This window comes from Zhaonella formicivorans (assembly GCF_004353525.1).
Lineage (GTDB): Bacteria > Bacillota > DUOV01 > DUOV01 > Zhaonellaceae > Zhaonella > Zhaonella formicivorans.
Genome location: NZ_CP085524.1, coordinates 2,507,762 through 2,529,949 on the forward strand (window position 1 = coordinate 2,507,762; position 22,188 = coordinate 2,529,949).

At 48.3% G+C, this 22,188-nt stretch carries 25 protein-coding genes; 5 read left to right on the forward strand and 20 right to left on the reverse strand.

The annotated features are described in order from the left end of the window. Nucleotides 1–45 precede the first annotated feature (45 nt). Nucleotides 46–447: a CGGC domain-containing protein gene (locus tag EYS13_RS12265; protein ID WP_227767915.1), complete on the forward strand. Its 402-nt coding sequence runs from the start codon at nucleotides 46–48 to the stop codon at nucleotides 445–447. 5 nt (nucleotides 448–452) lie between these two features. Here EYS13_RS12265 and EYS13_RS12270 read toward each other — a convergent pair whose 3' ends face one another. From EYS13_RS12270 to EYS13_RS12355, 18 genes are all read right to left on the reverse strand, one after another. After that, nucleotides 453–656 carry a DUF951 domain-containing protein gene (locus EYS13_RS12270; RefSeq protein ID WP_227763078.1) on the reverse strand — a complete coding sequence of 68 codons (204 nt, stop codon included), beginning with the start codon at nucleotides 654–656 and terminating at the stop codon, nucleotides 453–455. Nucleotides 657–697: 41 nt separating this feature from the next. Next, nucleotides 698–1,783, reverse strand: a complete 1,086-nt coding sequence (locus EYS13_RS12275) for a mechanosensitive ion channel family protein (RefSeq protein ID WP_227763079.1) — start codon at nucleotides 1,781–1,783, stop codon at nucleotides 698–700. Beyond that, complete coding sequence (locus EYS13_RS12280) at nucleotides 1,780–2,616, reverse strand: HEAT repeat domain-containing protein (RefSeq protein ID WP_227763081.1); 837 nt, start codon at nucleotides 2,614–2,616, stop codon at nucleotides 1,780–1,782. Before EYS13_RS12280 ends, EYS13_RS12275 begins: the two co-directional genes overlap by 4 nt. 106 nt (nucleotides 2,617–2,722) lie before the next feature. Further along, the gene (gene yedF, locus EYS13_RS12285) at nucleotides 2,723–3,307 is read right to left on the reverse strand and encodes a sulfurtransferase-like selenium metabolism protein YedF (RefSeq protein ID WP_227763083.1); all 585 of its coding nucleotides are present in this window, start codon (nucleotides 3,305–3,307) and stop codon (nucleotides 2,723–2,725) included. 2 nt (nucleotides 3,308–3,309) lie between these two features. Next, nucleotides 3,310–4,356, reverse strand: a complete 1,047-nt coding sequence (selD, locus tag EYS13_RS12290; RefSeq protein WP_227763085.1) for a selenide, water dikinase SelD — start codon at nucleotides 4,354–4,356, stop codon at nucleotides 3,310–3,312. Between the two features lie 208 nt (nucleotides 4,357–4,564). Beyond that, nucleotides 4,565–5,986, reverse strand: coding sequence for an aminopeptidase (locus EYS13_RS12295; protein WP_227763087.1), 1,422 nt, complete (start codon nucleotides 5,984–5,986; stop codon nucleotides 4,565–4,567). 6 nt (nucleotides 5,987–5,992) lie between these two features. Next, nucleotides 5,993–6,790, reverse strand: coding sequence for an epoxyqueuosine reductase (locus tag EYS13_RS12300; RefSeq protein ID WP_227763089.1), 798 nt, complete (start codon nucleotides 6,788–6,790; stop codon nucleotides 5,993–5,995). A 483-nt stretch (nucleotides 6,791–7,273) separates the two neighbouring features. Beyond that, nucleotides 7,274–7,729 carry a DUF441 domain-containing protein gene (locus EYS13_RS12305; RefSeq protein ID WP_227763091.1) on the reverse strand — a complete coding sequence of 152 codons (456 nt, stop codon included), beginning with the start codon at nucleotides 7,727–7,729 and terminating at the stop codon, nucleotides 7,274–7,276. A 143-nt stretch (nucleotides 7,730–7,872) separates the two neighbouring features. Beyond that, nucleotides 7,873–8,592, reverse strand: coding sequence for a 2-phosphosulfolactate phosphatase (locus tag EYS13_RS12310; RefSeq protein ID WP_227763093.1), 720 nt, complete (start codon nucleotides 8,590–8,592; stop codon nucleotides 7,873–7,875). Between the two features lie 11 nt (nucleotides 8,593–8,603). After that, nucleotides 8,604–9,470, reverse strand: a complete 867-nt coding sequence (gene comA / locus EYS13_RS12315; protein ID WP_227763095.1) for a phosphosulfolactate synthase — start codon at nucleotides 9,468–9,470, stop codon at nucleotides 8,604–8,606. A gap of 170 nt (nucleotides 9,471–9,640) precedes the next feature. After that, on the reverse strand, nucleotides 9,641–9,919 hold the full coding sequence (locus EYS13_RS12320) for a YqhV family protein (protein ID WP_227763097.1): 279 nt from the start codon (nucleotides 9,917–9,919) through the stop codon (nucleotides 9,641–9,643). 430 nt (nucleotides 9,920–10,349) lie between these two features. Beyond that, entirely contained in the window at nucleotides 10,350–11,249 is a 900-nt protein-coding gene (locus EYS13_RS12325; RefSeq protein ID WP_227763099.1) for a DMT family transporter, read from the reverse strand. A gap of 130 nt (nucleotides 11,250–11,379) precedes the next feature. Beyond that, on the reverse strand, nucleotides 11,380–12,087 hold the full coding sequence (locus tag EYS13_RS12330) for an ABC transporter ATP-binding protein (protein ID WP_227763100.1): 708 nt from the start codon (nucleotides 12,085–12,087) through the stop codon (nucleotides 11,380–11,382). After that, nucleotides 12,088–12,852: an ABC transporter ATP-binding protein gene (locus tag EYS13_RS12335; RefSeq protein WP_227763102.1), complete on the reverse strand. Its 765-nt coding sequence runs from the start codon at nucleotides 12,850–12,852 to the stop codon at nucleotides 12,088–12,090. A gap of 1 nt (nucleotide 12,853) precedes the next feature. Beyond that, a complete protein-coding gene (locus EYS13_RS12340; RefSeq protein ID WP_423055278.1) occupies nucleotides 12,854–13,765 on the reverse strand; it encodes a branched-chain amino acid ABC transporter permease in 912 nt (303 codons plus the stop codon). Beyond that, on the reverse strand, nucleotides 13,766–14,641 hold the full coding sequence (locus EYS13_RS12345; protein WP_227763106.1) for a branched-chain amino acid ABC transporter permease: 876 nt from the start codon (nucleotides 14,639–14,641) through the stop codon (nucleotides 13,766–13,768). A 108-nt stretch (nucleotides 14,642–14,749) separates the two neighbouring features. Next, nucleotides 14,750–15,925 (reverse strand): ABC transporter substrate-binding protein, encoded by a 1,176-nt coding sequence (locus tag EYS13_RS12350; RefSeq protein WP_227763110.1) that lies wholly within the window; start codon nucleotides 15,923–15,925, stop codon nucleotides 14,750–14,752. Between the two features lie 240 nt (nucleotides 15,926–16,165). Continuing rightward, complete coding sequence (locus EYS13_RS12355; RefSeq protein ID WP_227763121.1) at nucleotides 16,166–17,590, reverse strand: sigma-54 interaction domain-containing protein; 1,425 nt, start codon at nucleotides 17,588–17,590, stop codon at nucleotides 16,166–16,168. A gap of 225 nt (nucleotides 17,591–17,815) precedes the next feature. Between EYS13_RS12355 and EYS13_RS12360 the strand changes: the two genes are divergently transcribed. Further along, nucleotides 17,816–17,965 (forward strand): hypothetical protein, encoded by a 150-nt coding sequence (locus tag EYS13_RS12360; protein ID WP_227763124.1) that lies wholly within the window; start codon nucleotides 17,816–17,818, stop codon nucleotides 17,963–17,965. A gap of 397 nt (nucleotides 17,966–18,362) precedes the next feature. Here the strand turns inward: EYS13_RS12360 and EYS13_RS12365 are convergent, their stop codons facing one another. After that, complete coding sequence (locus EYS13_RS12365) at nucleotides 18,363–18,665, reverse strand: hypothetical protein (RefSeq protein WP_227763127.1); 303 nt, start codon at nucleotides 18,663–18,665, stop codon at nucleotides 18,363–18,365. Between the two features lie 55 nt (nucleotides 18,666–18,720). Next, nucleotides 18,721–19,638, reverse strand: a complete 918-nt coding sequence (locus EYS13_RS12370) for a selenium metabolism-associated LysR family transcriptional regulator (protein ID WP_227763129.1) — start codon at nucleotides 19,636–19,638, stop codon at nucleotides 18,721–18,723. Nucleotides 19,639–19,820: 182 nt separating this feature from the next. Between EYS13_RS12370 and EYS13_RS12375 the strand changes: the two genes are divergently transcribed. The 3 genes from EYS13_RS12375 to EYS13_RS12385 all read left to right on the forward strand — a co-directional run bounded on the left by EYS13_RS12375 (nucleotide 19,821) and on the right by EYS13_RS12385 (nucleotide 22,138). Continuing rightward, nucleotides 19,821–20,675 carry a nitrilase-related carbon-nitrogen hydrolase gene (locus tag EYS13_RS12375; protein WP_227763132.1) on the forward strand — a complete coding sequence of 285 codons (855 nt, stop codon included), beginning with the start codon at nucleotides 19,821–19,823 and terminating at the stop codon, nucleotides 20,673–20,675. Nucleotides 20,676–20,704: 29 nt separating this feature from the next. Beyond that, complete coding sequence (locus EYS13_RS12380; protein WP_227763134.1) at nucleotides 20,705–21,766, forward strand: nitrilase-related carbon-nitrogen hydrolase; 1,062 nt, start codon at nucleotides 20,705–20,707, stop codon at nucleotides 21,764–21,766. Nucleotides 21,767–21,949: 183 nt separating this feature from the next. Continuing rightward, nucleotides 21,950–22,138, forward strand: coding sequence for a ferredoxin (locus tag EYS13_RS12385; protein ID WP_227763136.1), 189 nt, complete (start codon nucleotides 21,950–21,952; stop codon nucleotides 22,136–22,138). Nucleotides 22,139–22,188: the final 50 nt, after the last annotated feature.

The window sequence follows — 22,188 nt, forward strand, 5'->3', positions numbered from 1 at the left end:
GTCAATTAATATTAAGCAGATTGGGGCGAACTTAAAGTGAAACAGATGGGCATCATTGCCTGCGGCAAAAACTGGAGAAAAGGTTGTCCGGGCCTTTGCTCCCATGTCTTATGTTTTGAAGCACTGGCCCACAAAGCAGGGCCCTTTAAACAATTGGGAGAAGACAGCGAATTAATAAGCATAGTTCCTTGTACAGGTTGTCCCGGCGATTCAATTTTACAAATAGCGGAGCAAATGGTAACGCAGGAGAAGGTGGAAATAATCGTTTTTCCATACTGTGCTATCTATAACAGCTGCCCCGGTTTAGCTGAAAAAGCGCTGGAAATTCAAAAAAAATACAACTGCACAGTGGTTTTGGGGAATTACCCTAAATATTCCGAGCTGTTAGCCTACCTACAGCCCCCACATAAATGCTGCTGGAAAGAGCAAAGGGTTGCTTACGCCTAAGAGCATTAACATTCTTTTACGGGTGAAGCAGCTGTGGTGATTATTTTTTTAACCCCTTTTTCAAATTTAACCCTGGGGAGCATGACCATGCGCCCACAACCCAGGCATTTTATCCTGAAATCGGCACCAACGCGCAGTATTTCCCATCGATCGCTGCCACAGGGATGCGCCTTGCGCATCTGCACCACATCACCCAAATTGAACTGCATATCCGGTTCCTCCTTTCGGCCCGCGTTGGAATTATTGGCTGCTATTGCCTGCTGGTTTCAGAATAAACCACCCGCTTGGGGTAAGGAATTTCTATGCCGTTTTCATCCAAAGCTTCTTTCAGGCGCTTGCGCAGTTCCCGCTCCACAGCCCATTGCTCCCCGGCCACAGTGCGGGCAATTACCCGAATTACCACATCGAAGTCCCGCAGGGCAACAACTCCTTGCACCACAGGGGTTTCCACAATGGCCGCCAGTTCCTTGGCTGCATTTTCACTGGCTCTCCTTAATACCTCGAGAGCTTGGTCCAAATTGGCTTCGTAGGCTATTCCCACCTCCACTACCGCCAGCATCTGGCCCCTGTTAAAATTGGTAACCTTGGTAATTTCACCGTTTGGAATGATGTGCAGTTGCCCGGTCCATTCCCTGATCTTGGTGGTCCTGAGGCCTAACTCTTCGACCACGCCCGTAACCCCGGCTGTAGTAATATATTCCCCTACTGTGAACTGATCCTCAAAAATTATAAAAAAACCTGTGATTATATCCCGTACCAGGTTTTGCGCGCCAAAACCCACTGCCAAGCCTACAATCCCGGCTCCAGCCAGAATTGAACCGGTGTTTACATTGAAAGTTTCCAATACCATCACGCCGGCAATAAAGTACACGACGTACATAAGCCCGCTGCGAAGGAGCGCCCGCAAAGTCCCGGCCCGGCGATGCCTGGCCAAAAGATTTCCTTCTTCCTGCTCCAAGAACAGATGATCAATTACTGCCCATCCCAGTTTTAATATTAGCCTTGCGCCAATGATAATGAGTATTGCCTTGAGTAATTTTAGGCCATAGTTCTTAAGTTCCTGGGCATCAAGAAATTGAACCTGCAGTATTTCCAAAGCAAAAATTGCCGCCAAAAAATACCCGCCATATACCAAAACCGTCTTTACCAAAGACCGGATATTTTGCAAGAGGTTATGATCAACGCTGAGGTTGTTATTTTCCTTGGTAATCTTAAAAAAATGGTCAAAAAGAATATATATGAGCTGAACCAGGATTCTGATGACAATAAAAATGGCAGCAATTTTAAGCAAATCACCGATTATGTTTTGTTTGAAAGCAAATTCCCAACCACTCACTTTTGCTCCTCCTGCACTTCCACTGTTACACCCATCTGCTCTAAAGCTTCCCGGGCATTAGTCCGCACATGCCACTTTTCATCCCCGCACAGGGTCTTTAAGGTGGGAATTGCCGCCTTACAGCTTAGCCTCCCTAAAGCCTTGGCGGCGGCAGCCCGCACTTTCCAATAGGAGTCCTCCAAAGCTTCAATCAGATAGGGTGTGACCCGAGATGAACTTAAATTGCCTAAAGCTTCAACAACTTTGCACCGCACTTCACCTTCCGAATCCGCCAGGTGAGGGAGCAAGACAGGCAGGGCTGCATCATCTTTGAATTCTCCAAGAGTCTCAATCAAAAGCAGCTTCGCAGGCGGCCCTGCCTCTTCCAAGGCCTGGGCTACCGCTGTCATGCCAACACGCCCCAAGTTCAAAAGTATTTCCGCGCTTCTGGCGGGCAAAATCCGCTCATGGCTCGTCAAGGATTCTACCAAGGGCTGGGCGCTTTCGGGAAGCTTCAGCCGCTTCAACGCTTGACAGGCTGCCAAGCTGTATTTTTCATCCTTGTCAGCCAAAGCTTCCAAGAGCAGCGGCAGGCTCCTGGCAGTGCCAATCAGCCCCAATGCGCCCAGTGCCAGCTCCTGCTTTAAGCCTTCCTGCCTTCTTCCTGCCTGTCCCAAAGCGGCCAGATAGATACCCTCGTAGCCATGTTCTTGCAGGGCAGCCCTAAGGCTGGGCCAGAGATCTTCCTTGCCTGCGAAATTTTCCAGGAGCCAGAAAGCAACTTCCCAGGGATCGTGGTTGGCAAGGAGGGAGACAGTTCTTGGAATGTCGTCTTCCCTCCGGGGCCAGGACATTTTCCTCTGCTCGTCTCTTGAAGCTAGCGATTTAAACAAATACCAAAATAGCCCTATACCTGGTAATAGGGCTATAATCCATAGCAACCCCACGCCCTTCCCACCTTTACAAGGAGATAACTTTGGCTGCCAGGTTAAGGTGTTCCACAATGGCATACATATTGGTAACCTTACCCACGCAAAGTTTCTCCTTCAGACGGTAAAAGTCCAGGCAGGTGCCGCAGGCTAAAACTTCCGTCCCTTTTTTCTCCAGCGCAATTAAATCGGAAAGAACAGGAGAACCTTCGCAGGCCAGTTTAACTCCCGCATTCATCAAAATCAGGGTATCTGGCCTTATTTCGCTCTCTGCCAGGCTGTAGAACAAGCTGCGCATCAGAACAGCGCCTAATTCTTCATCTCCCCGCCCCAGCTTATCTCCGGTTACCAAATATAAGGCGCCACTGCCGGTATCCAGGGTTGTTTCCACTCCGGCCAGCTTTTCTTTAGTTATATGAATATAATATTCGCCACCCTTTTCTTCCACCTCTACCTGGTAATTCATGCTTTTCGCGAATCTCACCACATTTTCCTTGGCTGCCTCGTTATCAACAATTGTGACCAAATTACCGGCATCCATTTGCTCCAAAGCCTTTTTGGTGGATATCACCGGTTCAGGGCAGGCTAACCCCCGTACATCCAAATAGTTCTCCATTTTTAACTCCCCTTTACCTTGATTTTGCCCGGATTTCCTTCTTCAACCGAGCCAATAACATACCCTGCAACCCCCCGCTCTTTTAACACAGACAAATACCGCTCTACATGCTCTTCCTTGATGGCCAAAAGCAAGCCTCCAGAGGTCTGCGGATCGCACAGTATATCCTTGTCTTCCGGGGTGATCTTTCCTTCCCACTCAAGGTGCTTGTCCAAATAATTCAGATTCCTTTTTGCTCCCCCCGGAACTATTCCCATAGCTGCATATTTATAAGCACCGTCTAAAACCGGTATGGCTTTTAAGTCAATTGTAAAACTCACTTGACTTCCGCTTACCATTTCAAAAGCATGGCCCAAGAGCCCGAAACCTGTTATGTCGGTGCAGGCATGGACTTCGACCGCTTCCGCTGCCTCGGCTGCAAGCTTGTTGAGGGCGGTCATGCTCCGAACAGCGGCCCGTTCCTCCTCAGGGGATACCAGCCCCCCCTTGAGAGCTGTCGTCAGAATCCCCACGCCCAAGGGTTTGGTTAAAACCAGCAGGTCCCCCGCTTTGGCACCCTGGTTAGCCAGCACTTTTCCGGGATGGACAATGCCTGTAACCGCCAGGCCATATTTGGGCACATCATCCTCTACTGTATGCCCTCCCACCAGGAGCGTATTTGCTTCCCTCAGCTTATCAGCCCCTCCCGCCAGGATATCCCGCAGAATGGTTAAATCCAAACAGCTGGTGGGAAAGGTAATGATATTCATCGCAGTGAGAGGCCTGCCTCCCATGGCGTAGACATCACTCAGGCTGTTGGCAGCTGCCACCTGTCCGAAAACATAGGGATCGTCTACCATGGGTGTAAAAAAGTCGACCGTTTGCACCAGAGCCAGCTCATCGGTCAACTGGTATACACCGGCATCATCCATAGTAGAACCGCTGATTAACAGCTTCGGATCTGAAAAGCTGGGCAGTGTGGCTAAAATATCTGATAGGGTCCCCGGACCCACTTTGGCAGCTCAGCCTGCAGCTTTGGCATACTGGGTGAGTCTAACCTTTTCTGTCATCTCTGTCACCTCTTTCAGCTTACAGCTGTCAGCCGTCAGCCGTCAGCCAAAAACTCATTCAATTCTACTTTTTTATTAATTACATAATATAAAACAGACCAATTAATTAAAACGAAAAATGATACAATCATTATTTTTTTCATAGCACGAGCTTTTCCCAGTCCAAAGCTGATAGCTGAAGGCTGCTAGCTGATAGCTTAGCGACTAGCTACTGCTCAAGAAAAACCTTATACGCCTTATAGGCCATATATACATCGGCCTTGCTGGCTATTTCCAGCGGGGAATGGATGCTTAAAAGAGCCGGGCCGCAATCCAGAGTCTCGATGCCCAGGTTAGCCAAAAACTGGGCTATAGTACCACCGCCGCCCTGGTCCACTTTACCCAGCTCCCCGATCTGCCAGATCACTCCGTTACGATTGAACAAATTTCTGATCTCCCCGACAAATTCGGCGTGGGCATCATTGGCTTCATATTTTCCCCCGGCGCCGGTATATTTAGTGATTACTACGCCCCTTCCTAAGCCGGCAGCGTTGCGTTTATCCAATACTCCCTCGTAGTTGGGATCTTCAGCTGTGTTGGCATCGCCCGACAAAGCCTGGGAATTAGCTAAAACCGTTAGGACTGCCTGGGGCCCCTGCAGCCCCGCCAATGCACATAGCCTGGAAAGTGCATATTCCAGGAAACGGGATTGAGCTCCGGTATTGCCGGTGCTGCCAATTTCCTCTTTATCCACAAACAATGCCAGGGCGGTTTTCGTGGGCGTTTTCAGCTCGCATACTGCCTTGAGGCTGGGAAAAACACATACCCTGTCATCTTGGCCGTAAGCCCCGATGAGTCCCCGGTCAAACCCGATATCCCTGGCCTCCCCAGCCGGCACTACTTCCAGCTCTGCGCTGATCAAATCTTCTTCAACCAAGCCGTACTGCTGGTGTAGGTACTCCAGAACGGCCAGCTTCACTCTCTCTTTAACTTCCTCATCGGCATGAGGTATGCTGGCCACTAATAAATTCAGGTTTTCCCCGGGTATTGCCTCTCCCATGGTTTTTTTCATTTGCTCTTTGGCCAAATGGGGCAGCAGGTCAGTAATCGTAAAAACCGGATCTCCGGGTTTCTCTCCCACGTTAAAGGTAATCTTTTCCCCCCGGGAATTAATCACCACACCGTGAATTGCCAGGGGTATAGCCGTCCACTGGTATTTTTTTATGCCGCCATAGTAATGGGTTTTTAAAAGGCCAAAACCTTCGCTTTCATAGAGCGGATTGGGCTTTAAATCCAAACGAGGGGCATCCAGATGGGAACCAACCAACCTTACCCCCTGGGAGATAGGGGCATGGCCTGCCACCCCCAGGATAACCATCTTGCCCCGGTTTACCAGGTAAAATCTTTGTCCCGGGTTTAATTTACCGTTTTCTTCTATAGTGTCCAAGGCTAAAAAGCCTGCGGCTTTAGCATGCTCAATTATACTTTCCACCGCTTCCCGTTCAGTTTTGGCCCTATCCAAAAAACTTTTATATTCTTCTCCCAGCTGAAAAATCTCCTCCCGCTGGGCGGCCGTGATTTTGTCCCAAACTTTTCGCTCCTGCCTGGCTAACTTTTTCTCCAACTTTTGTCCACTGCTCAACTCCTGCATTTATTTTTATCTCCTTTTCCGCGTTTTCATTCCCCAGGGGCAAGCAGCCAAACAGCGGCCGCAGACCCTTTTACCAAAAGAAACCCGTACTTTGCTGAGGTATTTATCACACTCTCCGGCATGCAAACGCTCCTCCAAAGGATCAGCGGGATGGAATGCTTTGCCGGTAATGGCCGAAGCAGGGCAAGCCTCTACACAGGCAGTACATCTGCCGCAGCGCTCTTTAATAGGTTTATCCGCAGGCAGCGGTGCATCAGTCAACACTGTTACCAGCCTGAGCCTGGGCCCGTATGTCGGGTTAATCAAGGCGCTGTTTTTGCCAATCCACCCCAGCCCGGCCAGACTGGCCGCCAGGCGGTGGGAAAAAATCCCCGCCAGTTTATCCTCAGTAACCCTTTGGGAGGCCGGTACGGGGAAGGCTTCATATCCCTCATCCTGTAATAAAAGCGCTATCCTTAAGGCTAAATCATCCAGCCGGGAATTGAGAATTTTGTAATAATGCAGATAGGTATGAGTTGGTCCTGCCTGCAGTTGATTTACCACAGCGGCAGGATATGGGACTGCCATTACGACCGCCCGGTCCAAATGCAGCAATTCATCGCCGAAAACCTCTTCTATGTAGGCCTTGGCGGAACTTAAATCGGCAACCCCAAAAAGGCTCGCCCCCCATTCACGGGCTTTCCTTTCCAACTCCTCCCGTAATACCTGTGCTTCCTCTTTCAACGCTAATCCTCCAATCAGTATTGTCCCCGTACTTGCTTCCAACACATCCTTAGCCCTTGGCAGCGGCTTATGCGGAGTCATTGGTCGTTAGCATCGGCTAAAGCCGCGTCCTTAGTCGTTAGTCCTTAGTTGCATGTATAGCTGTTGTGGACTTGTAAAACGTTAGTCACTAGTCATTAGCAATTGTCAAGCCAGCAGGGAATTGCTGATAACTGATAGCTGACAGCTGCTGGCTGACAGCTGAACACCAACGACGGCTTTGACATGCCACACTATATTTTACCTGTAATTATACTATAGATTAGGATTGCCCAAAAGAACAGTCTTTAAAATGCATGAAAGAAACAAGAGAAACTAGAAATAATAAAGAACCGCGTTAGTTGCATGTATTTTTATCTGGACTTATGGAACCATTACTTACTAGTCATCAGTAATTATGGCCGCCAGGTGATAGCTGAAAGCTGATGGCTGACGGCTTACGGCTGTGGACTGGTGACTGGCGACTGCTCCAGAGAATTACATGCAACTGGGGACTGGTGACTGAGGACTATATCAGGCGAGTGCTCACCTTATTAAGCCCGCCAGCTGCAGCAGCAGGGCAGCAATTCCCCCTGCCATCAACGGACCTACGGGGATTCCGCCAAAGGTAATCACCCCGATAATTGAACCTACCACCAAACCGATCATCAAATAAGGTTCCCGCTGCAGGAGACTCAGACCGTGCCCGTTTAAAATAGTGGCCAAAGCGCCGCTGATAATGGCAATAACCCCCGGCAAGGTAAGAAAGGATTTAATAATTTCTCCTATGGAAACCCTGCCGGAAGCAAAGGGAACTAAAACAGCGATCACTAAAAAGACCAACCCTATTTCCAAACCGCGCCGTTCCAAAATTGGCAAGAAAGTATGCAAATTTATAAATTGCAAAACTAAAAGTATTCCGGCCGCTGCTGCAATTATATTTGATCTGCCCCAAATCCCCAAAACGAGAATTAAAAGCATCAGGATAGTGGAATTTTGCATTTTGTACGCTCCCATAAAGATCTTTATTAACAGCACAGCAGATGGTGTAGTCTTAAGCTATGTATATGCCAGAATTTAGTATTTAGAAGGAGCGCGCGCAATTTAAAATATATGTCCTTAGTTATATGTCGCCCTTGTATGCATTATCTTTTATACGGTAATACTACCCTCATTTCACGGCAAACCGGGACTAGCTCAAACTTATCTACACAGGCACAATACTCTACATCCTGGCTGAAACCCAGGTCCGCCAAGTCTCGGGCATGATGTCCCCGGTATAGGGCCTCTTCAACATTATCCTGATGCTGCAGGTATACTGCTTCGGCAGCTACAGCCCTATCTCCCATGGAGATATTACTTCTTATTTTGCTCAGTTTATGTAAGATCACTCCAGCGGCCAGGAAATCTTCCAAAGTAAACTTTCCTCCGGTCCCGGCACAGGCAAGTAACACATCGCCCCCTTGCCCCGCTAGGAATTGGGCCACCGCCCCCGCATTTAAAAAGGCACCGATTATTAGCTTCCGTGCGGCGGCTGAATTGGCTAAAGCCAGAGTTCCATTGGTAGTGCACAAGACCACTTTTTTACCTTCCACCACATTTCTCGTATATTCCAGCGGAGAATTGCCCAGGTCAAAACCCGGTATTTTTAAACCTCCCCGTTCCCCGCCAAGCAAATAACCTTTTTCATCCCTGTATTTCATCGCTTCTGCCGGTTCCCGGACAGGTATAATTTCCTGGCAGCCGTTAACTAAAGCCGTAATGATGGTACTGGTAGCACGTAAAGCGTCAATTACCACCACATTTCTGCCTGCTACAGTCGCCGCTTCAATCTCTTGTGCTGTAAAAGTTACATCGACATGCATTTTATTCCTCCCTAGCGGGCTACAGCGTTTCCGGCCTCGTCTTTTCCGCTTTTTTCCGCCTCCATTGCTTTTTGCGCTATAATAGCAGCCCGCAAAGTGTCTCCGCGCAAGCCAACCCGCAGCGCTTCAAGCGACATAATATCACCCGGCGCCACGTTACCGATATTGACGTTAGGCCCAAAACGCATGATCAGCTCCTGCTGCTGGTTTTTCAGTGGCGCTTCCCAAAGAATGGCATTTAAGTCAGGAATGATTTTAAGCATATCCTGCAGTTCCTGTTCCTTAATAGCGCCTTCCTTGTCGTAAATTACCACACCTTTTCCCGACTCCCTCCCCTCGACGATTACTTTATATACTCCCAGGGCCAAATCATCCCGAATTTGCCGGTGCAGTTCGCTGGAAGCTACGGTATCTCTGGAGTCCTTCTTGCCTACTTCAGAAATAACAGTAAATCCGGCTTGCTGGGCTTTTAAAATGCATTCAGCCCTAAATTCGGGACTCATTTCAATAGTACCGTCAGAGACTTCCATAAAAGTATACCCCAACTCCCTGGATTTTTGCAGATATAAATCCAGTTTGCCCTGTAAAACCGCCACTTCCAAAAAAGTGCCACCGGGGAATATATCAACCCCATAAGATTTGACCAGTTTAATTTTCTCCTGCAGCAGTTTGGCAGAATAGAGCGCAGAGGTACCAAAGCCCAGTTTAATTAAATCAATATAATCAGCCGCCATCTCCAGAAGCTCTCTCGTTTCGGTGAGCCCCAGACCTTTATCAATCACCATGGTAATTCCTTTGACTCTTGGCTTGGAGTTCCTGCCGCCCAGGGGAAAATCGAGCACTTCCCTCCAACTGCTGAATCTTTCTTTGTCACGCATACTCTCATCTCCTTATGTAAGATTATCTTGTGATAAGGGCTACACCTCCTTCCCTCCTTCTAATTTATTCGCTGCGTTGATACGTGTTACATTGTCTTTAAAAAATGTAACTGAAGCATTAAAAGATAAATGCGACAAAAGGAACCGTCCCCTTGTCGCATTCCTGCTTACTAACTTTTATTGATTCCATAAAAAATCAAGCCTACGCCTAAAATAATAAACAGCATCTTTTGCAAAGAAACCTTCCCCGCGAGCCCTATAATGCCCAAGGCCATGACTGACATCATAATGGTGGGGCCGATTACGGCCAGAACCGCATTTACTTTTAATGCCTGGTCCACCCTGTTCAATTTCAGCATCAACATGGCTGCGGAAAATTCGATGATTCCTGAAATGATGCGCAAAATTGCCATCCCGGCAACATGTTTGTCACAGCTCCAAAAAAGCATCTTCTACCTCCGCGCTGCAGTCCTCTCAACATAAATATTCAGTTATTTGCCTTTCTAGAATCGTGCCGGAGGTAAATTTAAACAGCCCGTTTTGGCAATAGCGGTCGTTAAAAATTTCCGCCAATCAGACTTCTCGAAAACTTTTATGCGCCCGTATATATTTATGGAGCTGGACTGGTTTCGTTCTAGGCTGGCGGCTCTGCCGCCGCAAACGGCCAGCGAGCTTGTCCAGAGCGAAATAATATATTCGAGCCTTGTCTAAAAGCTGATACGTCAAAAATTTCCGCAAATATTATTCTTTTTGCAGGAGAAAATAAGTTTACAGGGCTGACTCAGGAGGAAAAACAAAAAGCTTTTTCTTGTGCTTTTTGTCTCCGAAAGCAGCTCTTTCACATAGAAACCACCCGGCGCCGGGTGGTTTCTAGGATGTTTAGGCCTCTTTGTTATTAATTAAAAACAGGTATAGTCCTGCCAAGATAATTATACCGCCAATAAGCTCCAAACTGCCGGGCATCTCCCCTAAAAGCAGAAAAGCTAAAACCGTTGCCCCCACTGCTTCCCCCAAAATGGCGAGGGAAACTACGATTGACTGCACATAAGCCAGTGCCCAGTTAAAGGACGAGTGGCCGCCTAAAGTGGGTATGAGGGCTAACCCCAAAAACAACAGCCAGTCCCGGGCACTGTAGCCGAACAGGGGGATTCCCCGACCGGCGGTAAACAGGAAAAGAAGAAGGGCGCAAGTCGTATACACCACGTAGGTATAGGCCGTTAAGCTTAAAATTTGACGCAGCGATCTTCCCACCATCCAGTAGGCGGCTGCAAAGACAGCACCTGTAACCGCGAGGATATCCCCCCATAAGGCGGTTTTTCCTAACTCCAGATCGCCGAGGCCGATAACAAACGTCCCGCTTAAAGCCAGCATTCCGGCCAGGAGCGCTTTCAGCGGAATTTTTTCTCGAAAAATAAAAAAGGAGCCCAAGGCCACAAACACAGGCTGAAGAGCCACCAATACCACTGAGCTGGATACGTTGATATACTTCAGAGAACTAATCCAGGTAGCAAAGTGCAGGGCTAAAAAAGCACCGCTTAAAAGCGCCCATAAAAAAACCTTCGGTGACAGCTTTTTTAATTCCTGTCTGTTTTTCCAGAGCGCATAGGGTGTCAAAAAAAGACTTGCAAAGGTCAACCTGTAAGTTGCAATTACTAAGGCCGGCGCTGCCGACATTTTGGCAAAAACGGAGCCAAAGCTTATACAAATTATACCAAAACCTATCATCACATAGGGGTTAACAAGCGGCTTAACATTTTTTACAGTCGCTATCTTATGCAAATCCTACACCACGCTCCCTTAGTTCTGAGCGTTAATTAGTGTTGAGTTTTGAGTTTTGAGTGTTGAGTTATTTTAAAACTCTTCACTCTTCACTCTTCACTCTTCACTCTTCACTCTTCACTCTTAACTCTTAACTCTCCCCTAAGTATGCTTTTTTGACTTCCGGATTCTCCGCCAGATCTTTGGCTGGTCCTGATAAAACAATTTCACCTGTTTCCAACACATAGGCCCTGTGGGAAATGCTTAAAGCCATCCGGGCGTTCTGCTCTACCAATAAAATAGTAGTTCCCGCCTCATTAATCTCCCGGATGGTTTCAAAAATTTGCTGAACCAGCATTGGGGCAAGGCCCATGGAGGGTTCATCCATTAAAAGCAGCTTTGGCCGTGCCATTAAAGCCCGGCCGATAGCCAGCATTTGCTGCTCTCCCCCGCTTAAAGTGCCTGCCAACTGGCGCTCCCGTTCCTTCAGGCGAGGAAATTTGGCATAGACCCGCTCCAAGTCTTCCTGCTTGCCTTTTTTATCCTTACGGGCATATCCACCCATTTCCAGGTTTTCGGCAACGCTCATCAGCGGAAAGACCCTGCGTCCCTCCGGTACATGGGAAATGCCCATACTTACAATGGCATGCGGGGGAAGGTTGTGCACAGGTTTGCCTTGAAAAGTGACGGTTCCCCCTTCTTTATCCACCAGCCCGGAAATGGCCCGCAGCGTAGTGCTCTTGCCGGCGCCGTTAGCCCCAATTAAAGCCACAATTTCTCCCTCTTGCACATCGAAACTAATATCCTGAATTGCCTTAATGGCCCCGTAGCTGACGGAAAGCTTTTCAACTGTCAGCACCTAGACCACATCCTTTCCTAAATAAGCCGCAATAACGTCCGGATTCTGTTTAACTTCGTCCGGGGTTCCGTCGGCTATTTTCCGGCCGTAGTCAAGCACTGCCACCCGGTCGGAAAGCCCCATGACAAACTTCATATCATGTTCTACCAAAAAAACAGTAAGTCCCATGTCCCTGATTTTGCGAATCATCTCAGCCAAAACAGCTTTCTCCTGCGGATTCATGCCGGCCGCAGGTTCATCCAAAAGGAGAAGCTTAGGGTCGGAAGCTAAAGCCCTGGCTATTTCCAACCGTCGCTGTTCGCCGTAGGATAAATTTTTGGCCAGTTCCTCGCACTTATGGTCAAGCTGCATCAGCTGCAGGCACGCTAAAGCCTTGTCTGCAATTTCCCTTTCTTCTTTTTTGACATATGGTAAACGGGACAAAGCCCCGAAGAGTTCGCTCCTAAAACGGCAGTGACAGCCAATTTTCACATTGCACAGTACACTTAAATCTTTAAACAGCCGGATATTTTGAAAAGTCCTGGCTATACCCCGGGCCGTGATCTGGTAAGGCTTCAGGCCGCTTATTTTTTCCCCGTTAAAGTGAATTGTACCTTCGGTGGGAGGATATATCCCTGTAATCATATTAAAAATGGTGCTTTTCCCGGCACCGTTGGGGCCAATCAGGGACAGGATTTCCCCCGGTTCAATGGCCAAATCCACATACTCCACTGCAACCAAACCGCCAAACCTGATTGCGGCCCGTTCCAATTCCAGTAAACTCAACTTACTCCCCCCTTACCCGGTGGGCCACTGCTGCTTTTCCCCTGACCCGGTCCAGTTTAAACGTTTTCAACACCAGCCGGGTAAAATTGACTCCTCCCAAGAGACCGTTTGGCCGGAAGATCATCATCATCACCAGCATGGCACCGTAAAAGAGCATTCTGTACTGATCCACGAAACGCAGCGTTTCCGGGGCCACGGTCAGGACCACAGCTCCTAAAACAGTGCCTGGAATGCTGCCCATACCTCCAAGCACTACCATATTCAAAATCTCAATGGACTTCATAAAGCCAAAATCAATGGGGTTGATGTAGGTTATAAAATGGGCATACAGAGCTCCCCCCAGTCCGGCACAAATGGCTCCGATGGCAAAGGCCATGATTTTGTACCTGGTGGTATGAATGCCCATGGCTTCAGCGGCAATTTCATCTTCCCGGATAGCCAGCAAAGCCCGGCCGAACCGGGAATTTTCAATACGGTACATGGCTAAAACAACCACCATGACCAATATCCAGGTCAGCCAAACGTTGGTTTTAGTGGGTATGGGTGAAAGACCTAAAGCACCGCCGGTAATTTCCATATTTACCAGCACCACTCTTACTATCTCGCCAAAACCCAAAGTGGCTACCGCCAGATAGTCCCCCGATAAACGGAGTGTCGGAAAACCAAGGATAATGCCAAATATGCCGGCAGCCAAAGCACCGGAAAGCAAAGCCAGCCCGAAAGGAAGGCCCGTTTGCATCGAAACGAGAGCGGAAGCATAAGCCCCAATGCTCATAAAGGCAGCGTGTCCCAGGGAAAGTTGGCCTGTTACCCCTGTAATCAGGTTTAAGCCCAACGCCATGATAATGTAGATGCCGATGCTTATTAGAATGCGCAGATTGTAGTCGTTGAAAATAAGGTCCAAGCTCCTCACCTACACTTTCTTTTGAATGGGGCGGCCTAACAGTCCCGTAGGTTTGATTAAAAGCACCAAAAACAGAATGCTGAAAGCAATTGCGTCAGTATAGGATGATTTTCCGGCGGCAATAGCCGAGATTTCCGCCAGTCCCAGCAGGATTCCACCCAGCATTGCCCCGGGGATACTGCCTATTCCTCCTAACACAGCGGCGGCAAAGGCCTTGAGACCTGCGGAGAGACCCATAAAAGGCCCTACAGCGTTGAAGTAAATGCCCACCAATACTCCGCCGGCAGCGGCCAAAGCCGAGCCCAAGGCGAAAGTGAAGGAAATAACCCGGTTAATATTAATCCCCATCAGGCTTGCCGCGTCATAGTCCTGGGCTGTGGCCCGCATTGCCTTGCCGATCTTTGTATACTTCACAATCAACTGTAAGCCTAACATCAAAAGGGCGGAAACCACAATCATTACCAGCTGCAATTTGGACACCTGGATAGATGCAAAATTATACACGGTATTGGCAATAATCCCGGCAGGGTAGTTGGTAGTTTGCGGGCCGCGAATCAGCTGCACCAGAGTAGCCAAAAAGATGGACACCCCAATGGCACTGATCAAGGCCGACAGCCTGGAAGAACGCCGCAGGGGACGGTACGCAACCCTTTCCACAACAATGCCCAAAACCATGCATGCCAGCATTGCCCCCAGGAGGGAAATAAAAATATTGGCTTTAACGATATACGTCAGAGCCAAACCTACAAAAGCGCCTACCATAAAAATTTCACCATGGGCAAAATTAATTAAAGTAATAATGCCGTAAACCATAGTATAACCCAAGGCGATCAGCGCATAGGCCGCTCCCAAAGTTATGCCGTTTAAAAGTTGTTGAAAAAACATCTTTCTACACCCCAAAATAAAACGGTCGTCAGTCGTTAGTCATTAATCGTTAGGTTTCAAAAACTAGCAACTAACAACCAACAACTAACAACCGTATTTATTCTCTGCTTACTCTGCTTCCACCGGTATTTTAGCCAGCAGGCGGAACTTGCCGTCTTTAACTACCAGCAGACTAATCGGGCTCTTGACAGGTTCCCTGTTTTCCCGGAAAGTGGTGTTGCCTGAAACACCGGGGAAGTCCTTTGTCTTGGCCAAAGCGTCCTTAAACACGGTGGGATCGGCGCTGCCGGCCTTTTCGATAGCGGCAGCTATAATTTTAACCGCGTCGTAACCCTGGGCAACGAACATATCGGGTTCTTCACCGTTATGCTTTGCTTTGTAAGCTTCAATAAACTTTTTAGTTGCTTCGTCAGGCTGCTCCGGTGAGAATCCGGCAAAAACCATGCTGCCCTCAACTCCCTGGCCCCCTAACTTCATTAACACATCGGAAAGCAGCCCGTCTCCGCCGACCATGTCCACATCCAGCCCCTGTTTATGAGCCTCGGCCATAAACAGGCCGCCTTCGGTGTAGTAGCCGGTAAACACGATGCCGTCAGGATTTTTAGCCTTGATGTTGGTAACCTGACCGCTGAAGTTGGTATCCTTGTCCTGGATAAACTCCTCGGTTACAACTTCCACTCCGTTTTCCGCCAATGCCTGTTTAAAAACTTTTGTCTGCCCGACGCTGTAATCGTTGTTTTTGGAGGTAACGATGGCTACTTTGTTCCAGCCCATGTTTTCCTTGAGATATTTCACTACAGCCGGTGCAGCCACAGAATCAAGCAAAGTGTTACGGAAAATGTAGTCGCCGATTTCCACCACGCCGGCACCAACCGCGCCTGCAGAAAGCAGCACCGTTTTGTTAGGCTGGGCTATTTGCGCAGCCACCTTGGTCCCGCCGGTAGTAGGGTCGCCGATTATGGCAGCTACCTTATCCTTGGTGATGAATTTCTGGGTAACGTTGGCAATTTCACCCTTGTCACCCCGGTTGTCGGCTTCAATAATTCTGATCTTTTTGCCCAAAACACCGCCGGCGGCATTTATTTCCTCCTCGGCTAATTTCATGCCCTTTAAGGTATTAATGCCGTAGGATGCCACCTCGCCGGTCAAGGCTCCCAGGAAACCGATTTTAATCTCTTCCCCCGAGCTTTGGGATGTGGCCCCGCCGCCGCATCCTGCCACAAAGGATAGCAGGAAAAGGCTAAGCACGACCAACGCTGTCCATTTTTTCCGTTTTCCCAACATGTTCTAACCCCCATTTTCCTAATTTAGTTGATATATGTAATCACAGTTATCAGCCGTCAGCTCTCAGCTGTCAGCGGCCAGTTACCGGCGACTGACCGTTGACAAACGAGTAGCCATAGGCCTGTGCAGAGACAGTCGTTCCCTTCATCAGTTTAGTGCCTACTTCCTGCTTTTGTCCAGAGCTTTTGCCCAATTTTCCGCCATCGGTGTTTAATTTTTTGACACCTGAAGGCAAAAAAATTAAAGCAGGTTTAAGTTCTTCAGTTTGTAATAAAGTGTGCTGCGGGGGATCCCCAGTAGCTTTGCCGCCTTGGATTTGTTCCCTCCGGCTTCCTCCAGGGTCCTTAAAATCATTTGACGCTCCGCCCGTTCAGTAAGTTCGCATAAATTTGAGACGTTTTCAGCATCAGCCATAGCTTTAATATTGCGCAAAGAATCAGGCAGGTGAGCGGCAGAAATTTTCTCGCCTTCAGCCAGTATGACCAAACGTTCAATAACATTGCGCAGTTCCCGGATATTCCCCGGCCAGGGGTAGCTCAGCAAAATGGACATGAGCTCCGGTTCAATTTCCCGAATTTCCCTGCCATGGAGGGCGGAAAACTCCTGGACGAAGAGATAGACTAGCTCGGGAAGATCATCTTTCCGCTCCCTAAGGGGAGGTATATCCACCGCAACCACATTTAATTGGTAATACAGGTCTTCTCTGAATAACCCCTGGGCAACCAGCTTTTCCAGATCCCGGTTGGTAGCGGCCACAACCCGCACATCCACCATAATTGGCTCCTCCGCACCAAGCCGGTAGATCTTCTTAGTTTGTAACGCTCTTAAGAGCTTGACCTGCATATCCAACTGCAGGCTGTCCACTTCATCGAAGAAAATGGTGCCCCCGTTAGCCAGCTCAAATTTTCCCGGCTTGCCTTTCTGATCGTATCCTCCACTGCCTTCCTGGCAGCCAAAGAGCTCGCTTTCAAACAGGCTGGGAGGGATCGCTCCGCAGTTAACTATAACAAAGGGACCTGCCCCTCGCTGGCTTTCCTGGTGAATTGCCTCAGCAAACAACCCTTTGCCCGTACCGCTTTCACCCCTGATCAGCACTGCGGCGTTGGTCCCGGCAACCTTTTTCGCCAGGGATACAATTTCTCCAAGTTTTTTGCTCTTACCCCGGATCTTGGTAAAAGATTCGCCCGGGGCAAATTTCTTGATCTCCTCTTCCAAGAGGCGTACCTGATGGCTGGCCTTGGACAATTCATTATGCAGGTAAACTGTTTCCGTAATATCCCTTTCGGCCCCCACACTGCCAATAATCTCCCCACCCAGTCTGATGGGGGAGGCGTTAATCAGCACATGGGTTCCCCGGCAAGGTTGATGGTACGAATCCCGGACTTCCCCATTATTCAAAACCCCGGTTACAACCAAGCTGGAAAAAAAATCCTCTATTTTTTGTCCCAAAATGCTTTCGGGAGCAATCTTGTACATCTCCTGCGCCCTGCGGCTCCAACCTACCACTACATCATCCCGGTCGATAATGGTCACCGCCTCGTTTACGGTTTCCAACACAGCCTCCAGCTGGGCTTCCAGGGTCAATAGGTACTGCCATAAAACAGGGATGATCTTTGGATCCGCCAGATCTTGCGGATGAATGTTTTGGCTTAGTTTCTTCAACATTGTTCACGCCTCACGTGGTAAAACAAAAATCACTTTGTAATCTTAATGTAAATTCTACTTTGCACCCTGTTTTCCTGCCACAAATATTAGATACATTTACCAAAAAAAGTAACCCAGGCGCATGCTCAAAAGGATTTTAACTTTTTATGGTGAATACCTTTATAAAATACCATATTAAAAAAGTGTTGAAAACATCGGCACTTTTGTAAATTGGGAGGGAGCAATATGGCCAACGAACCTCAAACACCGCTCTTGCAGGAGTACCCCACGCCAAAAAATGAGCGTGAAAAAGCAGAGTATACGTGGAACGCCTATTTCTATTTCTTGCTGCTGGCTGTTATAGCTATTCTGCTTACCAGGTTTAACCTTTATTAGATCCCATGCTGCTGTCAGCAGGCTAGCGCAGTTGTTAGTTGTTAGTCTTTAGTCCTTAGTTGCATGTATGGCTTTCGTGGACATATAAAACCATTAGCTACTAATCATTAGTTATTATGAGGCCAACGGCTAGTTGCTGAGAGCTAAGGCTTTTAGCTGAAAGCTGAAAACTAACGACTAAGGACTAAGGACGCGGCTTTAGCCGATGCTAAGGACTAAGGCCGCGGCTCTTAGCCGATTTTGAGGACTAATAAGGCGCGTGCCGCCGGAAGTGAAAGTCTGAATTGTTTAAACGCTCTTGGCGATAGTCTTTGGAGCAGCGGACACAAGGGTTATTTTTTACGAAGCCAACAAAAAAACCCTGAACCCGACTGGGACAGGGGTCTGGTAATATTGCTTATGAAACCTGGTTCATCTCCTGGACATCCTGCCATTTTCTCTCTTCCAGGCATTTGTCACAAACGCAGAAACAGGCGGTTTCCTTCTTGCCTTGTGCATCAGGCGCAATCATGCACTGTAGGCCCACTTTGACTTTAGCTGTAGCTTCATTGTCGCAAAAATCACACTTGCTGCATACAACCCCGGCAATCTGTTCAAAATACTCCGGGCACTCGGGGTTATCAGGCTGCAGATTTTCCTTGCAAACATCCTTATCCGGGTCATAGTAAAAACAATTCCTGGACTTGCACACATCCGACATGTTTTAAGCCCCCTCCTTGGAAATGTAACTATATTCTACCTGAAATTGTTTGTTTTTACAACCTCAACACCGAACGCTGCACCTCCGGTGCAAGAATGTAATCCTTGAAAGCGCAAGCCAGGGGGCTTAAGGTCCTGCGGTTATTATATGCCAAGTACAGCTCCCTCCGGATGGTAAGACCCTCCGTCTGAAGTTCAGCCACACGGCCCAAACTCAGCGCCTCTTGAACCGCCCAACGGGAGACCCAGCTTAAACCTAACCCTGCTTCCACCGCAGTAATCACTGCTCTAGTACTGCCAAGTTCCATGCTTATTTTTAGTTCCCCCAGCCTAAGACCGCACTCCTTTAGCTTTTCTTCAATGACCATTTGGGTGCCGGAGCCTGCCTCCCTGGTAATAACACACTGGCCTTTTATATCGTCCATGCTGATGTATTCTCTTGCGACCAGAGGGTGAGTGGGCGCAGCAACCAGAATCAACTCATCCTGTAAAAAAGGTTTCAATTCCAGCTTAGGCTCTTTAATTTTAGCCCCAATCACACCCAGGTGAACCTCATCGCCAAGCAGCAGTTCGACGATGGCCCCCGTATCGGCGATTTGCATGGCCAGTTCTACCCCGGGATATTCTTTCTTAAAGGCGCCGATAAAAGCAGGCAGGATATACTCGCCGGGTATAGTGCTGGCGCCTATAATCAGCCTGCCCCGCTCCATGCCTTTAAATTGTTCCATTTCATTCAGCAGCTGCTCATACAGTTTTACCAGCCTGCGGGCATGACCGTAAAACAACCTGCCGGCTTCAGTCAGCAGAACATGCCTTTCTTTGCGCTCAAAAAGGAGCAGCCCCATTTCATCCTCCAGCGACTTAATCTGCCAACTGATGGCAGGTTGAGTCATATAGAGGTTTTTGGCTGCCTTGGTAAAGCTGCCGCTTTCCGCTACTTTTACAAAAGACAAAAGTTGTTTATAATCAAGCATACCATCACTCACCCATTATATTAGTTAAAAAGCTTTCTTCCCTCACGTTAATTGGAATACTAATTATATTTACTATTTAAAATACTTTTCCTGCTGCCTTCAAAGAAATTCCTAGCAGGAATACTCATGACCTGTCTTGAAAAAAATTAAAAACGTGTCCTTTTAAAAAGGAGTTATCAACCATGCGGTTTAAAGTAGCTAACGGTGGTATTAAACCCGGCGACAAACTGGAAAATGTACAAAGAAGAGTCCTAAAGCTTGCCACAAACGGGGTAAAACTGGTACTATTACCTGGACTGGCGGGGCTCTGCCTACAGTCAAATTCTACTTCGAAGCCTGCCCACTGCTTTAAGGAAATGCTGCTTGGCCACAGGCAAGAGCTGCCCAAGCTTAACGCTTGCTTTTTAGATTTTTGTTCTCGTCTGGCCAAAGAAGCAGCAATTTATCTGGCATGCGGGACTGTCCTGGAGCCTGCCGGCGAAGGTTTTAGGCATCAAGCCCATTTATTCGGACCCGATGGCACCCATTTAGGGGAACAGGCGCAAACCCACTGCAGCAGAACCGAGCAAACCTGGCCCCTGGCACCCTCCCACAGCCTCCGTGTCTTTGAAACCCCTTTGGGCAAAATAGGCTTTGTAGTGGGCAGCGATGTTTTTTTCCCGGAGGTAAGCCGTATCCTCGCCCTGCAAGGGGCGGACCTGGTCCTGGCACCGGCAGCAATCCCGGCACCCTATAATCCCTGGCGTCAAGTTTCCGCCATGTGGCAGGAAGTGCAGCAAAATCAGTTTTTCTCCCTGGAAAACTGGCTTAACTCAAGTTTCTGGGGAGTTCAGTTTCAAGGCAGGGCCCCTATCCTTGGACCCTGCGAAATCACCCCGGAGGAAACAGGATACTATACCTGTGGTGAAGGACCAGAGCAAATTGTTGAGTTGGATTTCACCGCTTTGCAAAAAATCCGCCGGGAATATCCTTTGCGCTCCCACTTAAACGCCGGCCTTTATGCCAAGTTTTTGCCAAAAAAATATGCTGAGAGCTGACAGCTGACGGCTGACGCGGAGGTGAGCTGATGAGCATTATTGCACGTTTAAAAGAAAAGGCATTCACTCTTTACCTGCGCCACCTGTGCAGTCCGCGGCGGATCAAAAACTACCTCCGCAACAAAATACCGGAGCATCCGTTAAACTGCGCGGGCATAGATTTACAGCGGATAAAAGTAGCTGCAATCCAGTTTGAATTGAGGCTAGTCTCAAACCCCGAGGAGTATGCCGGAATGATGCTGGACAACGTGCAAAAGGCAGCGGCTGCCGGCGCGCAGTTAATTGTCTTTCCCGAAGACAACATGCTGCAGTTGTTAGGGCTGTTACCGGGAGTGGCTGATTTAAAACAAAACAGCGCTCCTGAAGCGGCACTGGAGTCCTTGCATCCCGGGCTGCAGCTACGGGACATATTTGGTTTTTTAAGCCCCTATGCAGAGAGCGTTTATCATGCCACTTTCTCGGAATTAGCAAAGGGGTTTGGCGTTTTCATCTTGGGGGGCAGTATACTTTTAAAGACCGCAGACAACCGTCTAATCAGCCGCGCCTTTTTATTCAACCCTGAGGGCAAAGTTGTAGGATACCAGGACAAAAGCCATTTGCTGCCGCTGGAAGCCTCCTGGGGCATGTCTTGCGGCTCGGATTTAAAGGTTTATACGACATCCTTGGGCAACCTTGCTTTCCCCATTTGTATGGACGCCACTTATTTTGAAACTTTTCGCATCCTGGCACTGCTGGGAGCAGACCTGATCATGCTGCCAATTGCCAACCCCGAACAGTACAATTACTGGAAAGCGCTGCGAGGCATCTGGCCCAGGGTGCAGGAGAGTTACGTCTACGGCATTAAGAGTGCACTGGTCGGTTCAAACTTTTTTGGTTTTACTTTTACCGGTCGTTCGGGAATCTATGCACCGCTGGAACTGACCCCCAACAATGATGGCGTTCTGGCGGAAGCTTCGTCCTGGGATAAAGAGGAAATTGTGCTGGCGGAGCTTGACATCCAAGCTTTAAGAACAGCAAGACAAAAAGCGGAGTTTTTTGGCAGTTGGAATAAAGAACTTTATGCTCATTACTTTCCTAAGGTATACTTTTAAAAAGCTGTATTTTAAACAACAGCACTAAAAAATAAAAAATTGCTAACAATAAGCATATGTACCGCTGATGGCCTTATAATAAAGGTAGTTTACATTCTCGGCAGAAAATGTTACCATAAATTACGCATTTTTTGGTACATATCTGTATAAACTATCCCCGAAAGAAACCAGGAGGTGAATAGCTTGAAAGTAAAAGTAGATCCCGATCTTTGCATTGCTTGCGGCGCATGCATTGACATTGCCCCCGAAATCTTTGACTGGAATGATGAAGGATTGTCCTACGCAACAGTTGATGAAGTGCCTGAGGATAAGGAAGAAAGCGCCAAAGAAGCTGTTGAGTCATGCCCGACAGAGGCCATTAAAGAGCTGTAAGCGAAACGAAAATTTTTCATAATAAAAGAAGCGAGGGATAAACCACGCTT

Coding starts and splice junctions, on each gene's coding strand:
- EYS13_RS12265 (WP_227767915.1), top strand. CDS start 46: ATGGGCATCATTGCCTGCGGCAAAAACTGGAGAAAAGGTTGTCCGGGC.
- EYS13_RS12270 (WP_227763078.1), bottom strand. CDS start 656: ATGCAGTTCAATTTGGGTGATGTGGTGCAGATGCGCAAGGCGCATCCC.
- EYS13_RS12280 (WP_227763081.1), bottom strand. CDS start 2,616: ATGTCCTGGCCCCGGAGGGAAGACGACATTCCAAGAACTGTCTCCCTC.
- yedF (WP_227763083.1), bottom strand. CDS start 3,307: ATGGAGAACTATTTGGATGTACGGGGGTTAGCCTGCCCTGAACCGGTG.
- EYS13_RS12295 (WP_227763087.1), bottom strand. CDS start 5,986: ATGCAGGAGTTGAGCAGTGGACAAAAGTTGGAGAAAAAGTTAGCCAGG.
- EYS13_RS12300 (WP_227763089.1), bottom strand. CDS start 6,790: ATGACTCCGCATAAGCCGCTGCCAAGGGCTAAGGATGTGTTGGAAGCA.
- EYS13_RS12305 (WP_227763091.1), bottom strand. CDS start 7,729: ATGCAAAATTCCACTATCCTGATGCTTTTAATTCTCGTTTTGGGGATT.
- EYS13_RS12310 (WP_227763093.1), bottom strand. CDS start 8,592: ATGCATGTCGATGTAACTTTTACAGCACAAGAGATTGAAGCGGCGACT.
- comA (WP_227763095.1), bottom strand. CDS start 9,470: ATGCGTGACAAAGAAAGATTCAGCAGTTGGAGGGAAGTGCTCGATTTT.
- EYS13_RS12320 (WP_227763097.1), bottom strand. CDS start 9,919: ATGCTTTTTTGGAGCTGTGACAAACATGTTGCCGGGATGGCAATTTTG.
- EYS13_RS12345 (WP_227763106.1), bottom strand. CDS start 14,641: ATGTTTTTTCAACAACTTTTAAACGGCATAACTTTGGGAGCGGCCTAT.
- EYS13_RS12350 (WP_227763110.1), bottom strand. CDS start 15,925: ATGTTGGGAAAACGGAAAAAATGGACAGCGTTGGTCGTGCTTAGCCTT.
- EYS13_RS12355 (WP_227763121.1), bottom strand. CDS start 17,590: ATGTTGAAGAAACTAAGCCAAAACATTCATCCGCAAGATCTGGCGGAT.
- EYS13_RS12360 (WP_227763124.1), top strand. CDS start 17,816: ATGGCCAACGAACCTCAAACACCGCTCTTGCAGGAGTACCCCACGCCA.
- EYS13_RS12365 (WP_227763127.1), bottom strand. CDS start 18,665: ATGTCGGATGTGTGCAAGTCCAGGAATTGTTTTTACTATGACCCGGAT.
- EYS13_RS12370 (WP_227763129.1), bottom strand. CDS start 19,638: ATGCTTGATTATAAACAACTTTTGTCTTTTGTAAAAGTAGCGGAAAGC.
- EYS13_RS12375 (WP_227763132.1), top strand. CDS start 19,821: ATGCGGTTTAAAGTAGCTAACGGTGGTATTAAACCCGGCGACAAACTG.
- EYS13_RS12380 (WP_227763134.1), top strand. CDS start 20,705: ATGAGCATTATTGCACGTTTAAAAGAAAAGGCATTCACTCTTTACCTG.